10 protein-coding genes are annotated in these 11,103 nt (G+C 39.3%); 7 read left to right on the top strand and 3 right to left on the bottom strand.

Translation table 11 applies throughout. The annotated features are described in order from the left end of the window. Nucleotides 1–41 precede the first annotated feature (41 nt). The 3 genes from LOS73_RS18685 to LOS73_RS18675 all read left to right on the top strand — a co-directional run bounded on the left by LOS73_RS18685 (nt 42) and on the right by LOS73_RS18675 (nt 2,439). Nucleotides 42–1,106 (top strand): CDP-glycerol glycerophosphotransferase family protein, encoded by a 1,065-nt coding sequence (locus tag LOS73_RS18685; protein WP_457934114.1) that lies wholly within the window; start codon nt 42–44, stop codon nt 1,104–1,106. A 70-nt stretch (nt 1,107–1,176) separates the two neighbouring features. Next, nucleotides 1,177–1,602, top strand: a complete 426-nt coding sequence (locus LOS73_RS18680) for an adenylyltransferase/cytidyltransferase family protein (protein WP_007376780.1) — start codon at nt 1,177–1,179, stop codon at nt 1,600–1,602. A gap of 3 nt (nt 1,603–1,605) precedes the next feature. After that, on the top strand, nt 1,606–2,439 hold the full coding sequence (locus LOS73_RS18675) for a sulfurtransferase (RefSeq protein WP_457934113.1): 834 nt from the start codon (nt 1,606–1,608) through the stop codon (nt 2,437–2,439). 528 nt (nt 2,440–2,967) lie between these two features. On the opposite strand, the gene LOS73_RS18670 is transcribed toward LOS73_RS18675, so the two are convergent. Further along, nucleotides 2,968–3,327 carry a DUF5522 domain-containing protein gene (locus LOS73_RS18670; protein ID WP_033032272.1) on the bottom strand — a complete coding sequence of 120 codons (360 nt, stop codon included), beginning with the start codon at nt 3,325–3,327 and terminating at the stop codon, nt 2,968–2,970. Nucleotides 3,328–3,370: 43 nt separating this feature from the next. On the opposite strand from LOS73_RS18670, the gene LOS73_RS18665 reads away from it, so the two are divergent. Then, nucleotides 3,371–3,697, top strand: a complete 327-nt coding sequence (locus LOS73_RS18665) for a hypothetical protein (RefSeq protein ID WP_033032270.1) — start codon at nt 3,371–3,373, stop codon at nt 3,695–3,697. 286 nt (nt 3,698–3,983) lie between these two features. Here the strand turns inward: LOS73_RS18665 and LOS73_RS18660 are convergent, their stop codons facing one another. Beyond that, nucleotides 3,984–4,952, bottom strand: coding sequence for a class 1 fructose-bisphosphatase (locus tag LOS73_RS18660; RefSeq protein WP_033032267.1), 969 nt, complete (start codon nt 4,950–4,952; stop codon nt 3,984–3,986). Nucleotides 4,953–5,106: 154 nt separating this feature from the next. Here LOS73_RS18660 and LOS73_RS18655 point away from each other — a divergent pair, with 154 nt between their 5' ends. Both LOS73_RS18655 and LOS73_RS18650 read left to right on the top strand, forming a co-directional pair. Then, nucleotides 5,107–7,536, top strand: coding sequence for a zinc-dependent metalloprotease (locus LOS73_RS18655; protein WP_457934112.1), 2,430 nt, complete (start codon nt 5,107–5,109; stop codon nt 7,534–7,536). 295 nt (nt 7,537–7,831) lie between these two features. Beyond that, nucleotides 7,832–8,605: a YggN family protein gene (locus LOS73_RS18650; protein ID WP_007376785.1), complete on the top strand. Its 774-nt coding sequence runs from the start codon at nt 7,832–7,834 to the stop codon at nt 8,603–8,605. 160 nt (nt 8,606–8,765) lie between these two features. Here the strand turns inward: LOS73_RS18650 and rsuA are convergent, their stop codons facing one another. After that, entirely contained in the window at nt 8,766–9,464 is a 699-nt protein-coding gene (gene rsuA / locus LOS73_RS18645) for a 16S rRNA pseudouridine(516) synthase RsuA (RefSeq protein ID WP_033032263.1), read from the bottom strand. A 59-nt stretch (nt 9,465–9,523) separates the two neighbouring features. On the opposite strand from rsuA, the gene zapE reads away from it, so the two are divergent. After that, nucleotides 9,524–10,633, top strand: coding sequence for a cell division protein ZapE (zapE, locus tag LOS73_RS18640; protein WP_033032261.1), 1,110 nt, complete (start codon nt 9,524–9,526; stop codon nt 10,631–10,633). Nucleotides 10,634–11,103 lie beyond the last annotated feature (470 nt).

The raw sequence follows: 11,103 nt of genomic DNA, 5'->3' as shown, positions 1-11,103 counted from the left end.
CTTTCAATGTAGAATATAAAGAAAACAACTGTGGCGATACTATGAATATAATTTTTGACACTCAAAGCCTTTATTACCTTCCTCAGTACATTCCAGTATTTAAAAAGTTATGCGAAAAAGGCATTAAAAGTCAGTTTGTTTTTTATAAAAATAGTCATCAGGATTTGATTCAAGGTGTTATAGATAACTACAATTTAGAACATATATGGGTTGAAAATCAGCTACAAGCTATTGATTACTACGAGCAAGAAAAATCTGATTGGGTATTTTTTGCTAACTCGTTTTGCCATCTAGAACGTTTACATAAGGTATCTAAAAGTGCTCAACTTGGACATGGGATAGGCCCTAAATCAAGTTATTACACTAAGTCTAGCCAAGCTATGACTGTACGTTTTGTAGAAGGTGAATACAGATTAAGCCGCTTACAGAGTATGTACCCTGATGATATGTTTATTGATGTAGGTTTTTGTAAATTAGATCCTATTTTTAATAATGAAGAAATTGATGGAGCACTCTCATTAGAAGGCTTTAGTGATAAAAAGCAGACCATTTTGTATGCGCCAACATTTTATCCAAGTAGCTTAGAACTGTTTCCTGAAAACTGGCCTGAACATTTTAGTGATTACAATATTTTAATAAAGCCTCATTATTTTTCGATTAGTAAAGAAAAGTATAAATGCCATTTAGCGCTGCTAAATCACTGGTCTACTTTCCCAAATGTTTATTTGGCTAAGGTTGAGGATTATTCTCTGGTGCCTTTTTTAGATAAAGCCGACTTGTTGATTAGTGATGCATCGTCAGCTTTATTTGAATTCGCACTATTAAATAAGCCGGTTATTTGGTGTGATTTTTTAAAGTTGAGATGGAGCTATAAAGGAATTTTTTCTTTTCGTTTTAAAAAACGTATGGACCGAGATTACGGGGAATACGCAAATATTGCGGTGCATGCTAGCAAATATAAAAATCTAAAAAAATTAGTTGTAGAACAATTAGCTAAACCAGAAAAGCTAGCCAATACTAGGTTGGCTTTATCGGAAAAACTCGCGGGCAAGTTAGACGGCAAAGCGAGCCAAAGAATTGTTGAGTACGTAATTGAAAATAACTAGGCTAACTGGACGTTACTATATTTTATAAAAGGATTTTTTAAATTGAAAAATAATAAACTAGGTTTGTTAAATGAAAAAAATTGGATATACAACGGGTGTTTTTGACTTATTTCATATTGGTCATTTAAATATTCTTAAAAGAGCAAAATTAGAGTGTGATTACCTAATTGTAGGTATAACAACGGATGAGTTAAGCCAGTCAGCTAAAAATAAAAAGCCAGTAATTCCCTTTCAAGAGCGCATGGAAATAGTTGAAGCAATTAAGTTTGTTGACGAAGTTGTCCCGCAGGTTAATTATGATAAAGAAGAAGCGTGGAACAATTTAAAGTTTGATAAAATGTTTGTTGGTGATGACTGGAAGGGCACTGAAAAGTGGCAAAAGATTGAAGCTGACTTTGCAAAGTTTAATGTAGAGATATGTTACTTTTCGTATACATCTCATACGTCGAGTACAATGTTAAGAAACGTATTAGATAAAATAAATAACACGAAATAAATCATGAAAAACCTTATCTCCTGCCAGCAATTACAAACGCAACTTAATGACCCTGCATTAGTGATATTTGATGCAGGTATGCTGCGCCCAGGTGTTTTGGGTACTTATTCGCCGCAAGCAATGCTGCCTAACGCTAAACGTTTTGACATAAAAAACGAATTGGCTGATAAGTCAAACCCCTTACCAAGTACGATATGCAGCGAGCAGCAATTTACTCATGTTATGCAAAATGCAGGCGTAAATAAAGATGCATTTATAGTTGTATACGAAGATGGCGGTTTATTTAGCGCAGCAAGAGCATGGTGGATGTTTAAAGCTATGGGGCATCACAATGTTAAAATACTCAGCGGTGGTCTTAAAAAGTGGTTGGAGTACGGCTACGACGTACAACAAAGTTATAGCGAGGCGTCAGGTAAAGGTGATTTTACGGCAAGCTATAATTGTGAGTATTTTATTAATAGTCAACAAGTGCTTAACGCAATAGATGATCCTAATACTTTATTGCTTGATGCACGTGCTTATAAACGTTTTACTGGTGAAGAAAGTGAACCTCGTAAAGGTATGCGTAGCGGGCATATCCCAAATAGTCACTCGTTACCTTTTATGGATTTACTTAATAAAGGTGAAGCCAAACCACTTACTGAAATTAAAGCGATATTTAATGACGTAGTCGGTGATGCGCAGCAGTTACAATTTAGCTGTGGCTCAGGTATTACGGCGTGTGTTTTAGCGTTATTGGCTACTGAATGTGGTTACAGTAATTTAAGTGTTTATGATGGCTCGTGGAGTGAATGGGGCGCAAGTGATTCGTTTCCAATTGCTACGAACGAGACATAAACCAGCTGTAGACGTAGAGCTTGCTCACGTTAAAAGCGCAGCTTTTGCGGTTTAATTTACAAGCTTCGCTAGTCCGTCTGCAATCTACTCATCTACAGATAAATTTAACACCGAGTAAAGATTAGCTGTAGACGTAGAGCTTGCTCACGTTAAAAGCGCAGCTTTACGGTTTAATTTACAAGCTTCGCTAGTCCGTCTGCAATCTACTCATCTACAGATAAATTTAACACCGAGTAAAGATTAGCTGTAGACGTAGAGCTTGCTCACGTTAAAAGCGCAGCTTTGCGGTTTAATTTACAAGCTTCGCTAGTCCGCCTGCAATCTGCGTATCTACAGATAAATTTAATACCGAGTAAAGATTAGCTGTAGACGTAGAGCTTGCTCACGTTAAAAGCGCAGCTTTTGCGGTTTAATTTACAAGCTTCGCTAGTCCCGCCTGCAACCTGCTCATCTACAGATAAATTTAACACCGAGTAAAGATTAGTTGTAGACGTAGAGCTTGCTCACGTTAAAAGCGCAGCTTTTACTTTATTTTTTATAACCGTACGGGCAATTTTTACAACCGTTTTTACAACACGAACCGCGCTTTAAAAAAAACCACTTACTAAATATCATGTAACCACTTTGCATGGTGTAATCGAGCCCTTCAATTAAATTGTCGTTACCTCTAAATTGCTTTGCAAAGTTTATTTGGGTTTTAATAGGCTGTGTATAAATCCCCTCTAAAAAAATATTTATTTTATTAAGCGTGCACTTGCGGCATAAACAACTTGTTGCTGTGGTATCAAGCGGTAAAATAGCTGGCAGCTCATTGCACCAACACGCTGATATATCGTCTACATTACACGTTAGAGTACTGTGGCATTGAGTGCAGTTAAGTTGAGTCATTATAATTCTTTTTAGTAACAGTGAGCCAAGAATAACAAATATTATGAATACACAAAAAGCATTAGCTGAATTTATTACGTTTGGTGAGCATAGGGATGAAGCTATATCGGTTATCGTTTCAAGCCCTGCTGATAGCAATAAAACTCACTATACTCTCTCAACCGAGGTTTTAATTGATGTGCTTAAACGCTGTTTAAGTAACGAAATAGACTTAGATGATTTAGAGCTTTGGGCAAACGTAATTGAATCGCGAGATGATATTGATTGTACTGAGCATGAAGGTTTTATTTATGCGCTCAGTAATAGCGAGCAAATGGGAGAGCTTAATCATCAAAAGCTTGCTCAAATAGTTGCGTTAGTAAAAGTTTGATTTGTTTAAAAAGCGAGGTATAAAACCTCACCTACAATATGTAAAACCCTGTAGGTGCGAATTTACTTCGCGCTCATATAACGTGGCTTGGGAGTTTAAAAAGCGAGGTGTAAAACCTCACCTACAACCTCACCTACAATATATGCAACCCTGTAGGTGCGAATTTACTTCGCGCTCATGTAACGTGGCTTTGGCGTTTAAAAAGCGAGGTATAAAACCTCACCTACAAAAAAACCGCACTTCAATTGAATGCGGTTTTTAAATTGAGAACAATCGTTTTAAGCGATTATTTATGATATCCCAAGCACGTTTCTACTTCGTTTTTAGAACCTAAAATAACGGCTACTCGCTGGTGGATTGCATCAGGCTGAATATCCATAATACGCTCAGTACCGGTTGATGCAATGCCGCCAGCTTGCTCTACTAACATAGCCATTGGATTTGCTTCGTAAAGTAGGCGTAATTTATTTGGCTTTTTAGGATCTTTGGTGTCGGTAGGGTAAGTAAACAAACCACCACGGCTAAGCACGCGATGCACATCGCCCACCATTGCGGCAATCCAGCGCATATTAAAGTTTTTAGCGCGCGGGCCTGTATCACCTGCTAGCAAATCATCGATGTAGTTTTGCATAGCTGGTTGCCAATGGCGTTGGTTAGACGTATTAATGGCAAATTCGTTTGTATCAGCAGGAATATCAGCAAAATCTTGTGTAAGTAAAAAGCTGCCTTGTGTTTTATCAAGAGTAAACATGCGCGTGCCTTTACCTGTAGTCAGCGCAAGCATTGTTGACGGGCCGTAAAGTACGTAACCTGCTGCAACTTGCTTATGACCTGGCTGCATAAATATACTTTGATCAGCAGCGTCAGAACCTTCAGGTGCTTCCATAATAGAAAATATAGTACCGACAAGCGAGTTAATATCAGTATTTGACGAGCCATCAAGTGGGTCAAATGCCACTATAAATTTAGCATCTGGATTACCTGCTACTGTGTAGTCTTCTTCTTCAGAGGCGATTGCTTTAACCGTACCAGATTCCAGTAAAATATCTTTTAACAGCTGATTAGATAATACATCGAGCTTTTTTTGAGTTTCCCCCTGAATGTTTTCATCAAGGGTTGAGCCTAATACGCCAGAAAGCGCGCCTTGACCAACGCGAAACGAAATTTCTTTACATGCTGCTAAAATTGTTCGAATTAATGATAAAAGTTCTCTTGAACAACCATCTTCAAGTAATACTGGAGGGAGTCTACGCATTCTATTTTCCTGATAACGTGTTAAAACCAATCATAATGTGAGAGAGATTAGCTTAGAGCGCTGAAATTCGTCTTAAATAACTGTATTGTTTAAATAGCACCCTATAATGGGACCACCTAATCGTACTTAAAACACAAATAACAAAGATAAGATTATGAAAAAAATACCACTACTAAGTTACATATTCTTTACTGTGCTGTGCTCTATCATAACTCAAGCGCACGCAGCAATTAAGTCAATTGATGAATTTACTACGCAAATGAATCATTTTCCGGGCTATTATTCGTTTTTTTACGACACCCAAAACGGAAAAGTATATTTAAAAGTTGATAAGTTTGAACAACAATTTTTACTGCAGCAAAGCTTGCCTTACGGTATTGGCTCTAACGACATAGGCCTTGATAGAGGTCAGCTTGGTAATACTCACCTTGTGCAGTTTGAGCGTTTTGGCGACAAAGTAATGCTACGCGCTGTAAATACTTACTATCGTGCTAATACAAGTAATAAGGCTGAACAGCAAAGTATTAAAGAAGCGTTTGCATCAAGTATACTTGCAGGTTTTAAAGTGGTTGCAGAAGATAAAGCCACAGCACTTATTGATTACACGCCTTATTTATTAAGTGATGTACATGGCGTAAGCCGCACGCTTGCTGCACGTAAGCAAGGGAACTTTAGCCTTGATCAATCACGTAGCGCCGTTTATATAAGTCGCTCAAAAGCATTTGTAAAAAATACCGAGCTTGAAGCCGTACTTACATTTAAGGGCACAAAACCAGGTGAATTTGTTCGCCAAGTAAGTGCCGACCCTTATGCGCTTACTGTTCATATGCATCATTCACTTATTCAATTACCAGATGATAACTACACACCGCGCAAGTTTAATCCGCAATCAGGTTTTTGGAGTATAGAACATAAAGATTACGCAGCGCCGCTTGGTGAGTCTATGTATGTGCGTTATATACCTCGCCATCGTCTAACTAAAAAGGACTCAAGTTTACCTATTAGTGAACCTGTTAAACCAATTGTTTATTACCTTGATCCTGGCGTTCCAGAGCCCGTTAAAAGCGCTTTGCTTGAAGGTGGAAAATGGTGGAACGACGCATTTACTGGTGCAGGATATAAAAATGCATTTATAGTAAAAGTGCTGCCAAGTAGCGCCGACCCTATGGATATTCGTTACAATGTCATTCAGTGGGTACACCGCGCAACGCGTGGTTGGTCATACGGAAGTTCGGTAATCGACCCACGTACAGGTGAAATACTTAAAGGGCACGTAACACTTGGCTCATTGCGTGTTCGCCAAGATATTTTAATAGCTGAAGCACTCGCTGCTCCTTATTTAAAAGGTAATGAAGTTGCTAAAAACTTGCAAGCAATGGCGCTTGATCGCATTCGCCAATTAAGCGCGCATGAAATTGGTCACACGTTAGGTATTGCTCATAACTTCGCGGCATCGGTAGGGGATAGAGCTTCTGTAATGGATTACCCACACCCGCTACTTAGTTTTAATGAACAAGGTAAGCTTGATGTAACGCGTGGCTATGCAACAGGCATGGGCGTATGGGATACCCAAGTAATTAAATATGGCTATAGCGATTTTACTAACCAAGATGAAAGCGCAGAACTCGCTGCTATTTTAAAGGAGAACAAAGCCAAAGGCCTTGAGTTTATATCAGATAGCGACGCTCGTGCTAAAGGTGGCGCGCATCCAACCGCTCATTTATGGGATAACGGCACTAATCCTTCGCAGGAGCTTTTACGAGTACTCGACGTACGTAAAAAAGCGCTTTCGCAGTTTGGTATTAATAATATTAAAACGGGCGACTCACTATCGCAATTAGAGGAAAAACTAGTTCCGCTTTATCTGTTTCACCGTTTTCAGGTTGAGGCTGCGGTGAAGCTTATAGCCGGTGTTGATTACGAATACGAAACACGCAGTGACTCACCCGTAAAAGGTGCGCAAGTGGTTGATAAAAAAATGCAACAAGAAGCGGTAAACGCTCTTTTTGCAACGCTTAAGCCAAGTAACTTATTACTTCCTGAATCTGTATTATCGCTAATTCCGCCAAAAGCGTATGGCGAGTCTAAGTCGCGCGAGAGCATAGTTGGGCGCACAGGGTTAACGCTCGATGCAATGGCATTACCCGAGGTTGCAGTGCAGCACAGCTTGTCGCTTTTATTAAACGCACAACGTTTAAATCGTCTAGCCCAGCAGCAAGCGCGTAGTAACGACTTTTATAGTTTAGATGAACTATTAAAAACGCTTTATAGCCACGTTTTTAACGTATCGTCGCCTAATACAATGACAGGTAAAATAACTCAGCGCGTACAATTTTTAACAGCAAAAACCATGGCTGACTTAGTAGCAAGCGATAGTGCAAGCCCTGAAGTGCAGGCGCAGTTACGTTACTACTTAGTTAAGTTGAGTGAAGACTTTAACCAAAACTCAATATTGAGCCATACCAGTACTGGCGAGAGTGCGTTTAAGCAATATTTAGCCGAACAAGTAAATCAGTTTTTAATTAAAGGGCATTGGCCAAATAATTTTAAAGTGTTACCAATACCGCCTGGATCGCCAATTTAATTATAAACCTCGCTCTTGAGCGCCAATAGCATGTTTAAGAGCGCGAAGTAAATTCGCACCTACAGGGTTACACATATTGTAGGTGAGGTTTTACACCTCGCTTTTTAAACACCCAAGCCACGTTACATGAGCGCGAAGTAAATTCGCACCTACAGGGTTACACATATTGTAGGTGAGGTTTTATACCTCGCTTAATTAGCTGTGTAGTGTTTGTATTGTGCATGTTCTTTTACTTGCATAAAGTTGGTTTTTTGTTAACCTACTCGCCTTCCATTTTAGTCTTTTTGAGGTGTTTATGGCGTTTCTATCTCGTTCGATATTGGCGTTGTCCATAGCACTTTCAAGCACCAGTGTATTTGCTCAAAAGCAATGTGATGTAGAACTCAGGCATGGGTTAATCATCACCGACGATGTAATTCGAATTGTTGATAAAGGCCAAACACGTGTGCAAATTAACAACAATAACCAACTGTTTATTCGCGGTTATTGGGTTGATTTAAGTGATGACGAAAGTAAAGTGCTCGAGCAGTTTAGTAATGGTATTCGCCATACAGTCCCTGAACTAGTTAATTTAGCCACCGATGGTGTTAATTTAGGTTTAAGTGCTATTGAGCACGTGGTTGAAGGTATGTCAGATAAAGAGCCTGAGGTGCTTAAAACCCAACTGCAATATGTAGAGCGTGCGCTAATGGATAAATTTAAGCGCGGCGATGATTTCTTTTTTATAGCCCCACAATCACTTTCTCAAATAGATGATTTTTTTACTAAAGAGATCAGCCAAAAAATTCATTCCGCAGTTCATGGATCTCTCGGCGCCATTTTAGTGTCACTAGGTGATGCGTTTAAGTCCCGAGAAGGTAATATAGAAGATCGTATTAACGATATGGGACAGCGAATGGATATCATTTCAAAAGAAATTGATAAATCATTGCAAAAAAAAGCACATCAACTTGAGCTAAAAGCTTCAGAATATTGCGAATGCTTGAACGCGCTCGATGTTACCGAGTCTCGCCTGCAGGCAATTGTACCAGGCATGGCTGACTTTGATTTAGTACAGATAAAATCGTAATTTAAATATTAACTATAAAAGCGCGAAGTAAATTCGTACCAACAGGGTTGCACATATTGTAGGTGAGGTTTTACACCTCGCTTTTTAAACACCCAAGCCACGTTACATGAGCGCGAAGTTAATTCGCACCTACAGGGGTACACATATTGTAGGTGAGGTTTTATAATTTAATCTCATCAGCTGTTAGTAATCTATATTCACCACTTGCCAAGTTTTCATCTAATTTAATGCCTGCAATCTGCTCGCGATGTAACTCAACGACTTTGTTATCTACCGCGTAAAGCATACGCTTAACTTGATGATACTTACCTTCACTTATTGATAAACGCAGTCCGTAATTAGCAAGTCGTTCGGCAATCGCTGGGCGGGTTAAATCTTTTTCGTTATGCAGCATGACACCTGTGCGTAATTGCTCAAGCGCTTCGTCGGTTATAGGCTCTTGAGTTTCGACTAAGTAGGTTTTAAATTTATTACTTTTAGGTGACGTGATTTTATGTGACCAATCGCCATCATTGGTAATTATAACTAATCCTGTGGTATCTATATCAAGGCGGCCTGCCACGTGAAAGTCGCTCATATTTGGCTCATCAAGTAAGTCAAAAACGGTTTTGTGTAGCTCGTCACTATTAGCGCAAACATAACCGACTGGTTTATTTAGCATGTAATAGCGTTTACCTAAAAATACCAAAGGCGTACCTTGGTGCAGTACTTCGTCTTGCTGAGATAGCTGAAAGTTATGTGAGGTAATTATTTCGCCATTAACGCTTACTTCTTTTCGCTTAATACTGGCGCGGGCTTGCGTGCGTGGCATTTCAGCTAAGTGGCTAATAAATTTATCTAAGCGGCAAGGGAATTTCATTTTGGTTCACATTTTTAGTCGGCTACAATGGGCGCGATTATAGCCGATAGTGAAATACCATGACAGTGCACAGCACACAAATATTAAGCCTTTACCAAGCAAAAATAGACACGGGTGAACTGTGTTTTGATGCCGCGCAGCAAAATGCGGTGGAAGCTTTAAATACACTAAGCGAGCAACTTCAAGTCCACACATTATGGTGGCAAAAAGCGCCCTTAACAAAAGGTGTTTATTTATATGGACCAGTAGGGCGCGGTAAATCTATGCTGATGGATTTATTTTATAAAAACCTACCGATTGAGCAAAAGCAGCGGCTGCATTTTCATCATTTTATAGCACAAGTGCATGCCCAACTTTCGAAGCTACAAGGACAAAAAAATCCATTAATCTTAATTGCAAAACAGTGGGCTAAAAACATTCGTTTACTGTGTTTTGACGAGTTTTTTGTGAGCGACATCGGCGATGCCATGATTATGGCCAGATTGTTCAATGCGTTGTTTGAACAAGGTGTTGTGCTGGTGGCCACATCGAACGCAAAGCCAGAGCAGCTTTATTACAACGGCCTACAACGAGTGCGATTTTTACCTACTATCGATTTAATTAATAACCATTGCCATATAATTAACGTGGCAGGGGAGGACGATCACCGCTTTAGATATGGTAAAAACAGCCGGCACTATTTTATTAATTTACCTAAACATGATTTTCAAAATGAGTTTTTAGTTTCTTATCCTGCTGCAACATACAGCAATAAAATTAGCGTGCATGGCCGCGATTTACCTTATTTATTAAAAGCCGATAATGCCTTGATGATTGATTTTATGGCGCTATGCTCAGGCCCGCGTAGTGCTAACGATTATATGTATTTAGCAACGCAATTTGATGTGTTATATGTATCGAATGTGCCACAAATGGGTGTTAAGGCGACGGGTAAAGTTATAGTTCACGGTATAGAAGATAGTTATCAGCGCGAAAAACAAACGCTTGATGAGCACACCTTTGACGACGAAGCGCGTCGCTTTATTGCCTTAGTAGATGAATTTTACGATTGCCATAAATTGCTGGTAATAAATGCGCAAACCGACATTGAACATTTGTATAAAGGTAAAAAATTGCGCTTTGAATATGCACGCACACAATCACGCATAGTCGAAATGCAAAATTGGTAACGCTTTGGTTTGATATATAGTGTAGACGTTGAGCTTGCTCACGTGAGAAGCGTAGCTTCTAATTATTAAGCTATTTTAAAAACTGCGTTTTTACACGCCAGCAAGCTGTGTGGCTACAAGTGAGTTTAACCACAGCGCTAAATTTTATCTGTAGGCGTAGAGCTTGCTCACGCGAGAAGCTATTTTAAAAACTGCGTTTTTACACGCCAGCAAGCTGTGCGTCTACAAGTGCGTTTAACCACAGCGTTAAATTTTATCTGTAGACGTTGAGCTTGCTCACGCGAGAAGCATAGCTTCTAGTTATAAAGCTATTTTAAAAACGGCGTTTTTACACGCCAGCAAGGTGTGTGGCTACAAGTGAGTTTAACCACGGCGTTAAATTTTATCTGTAGGTGTAGAGCTTGCTCACGTGAGAAGCGTGAGCTTCTAATTATTAAGCTATTTTAAAAACTACGTTTTTACACGCCAGC

The sequence above is a fragment of the Pseudoalteromonas sp. SCSIO 43210 genome (genome assembly GCF_054133285.1).
The sequence above is the reverse complement of the archived record's forward strand: the minus strand, read 5'-3'. Positions and strand labels throughout refer to the sequence as shown.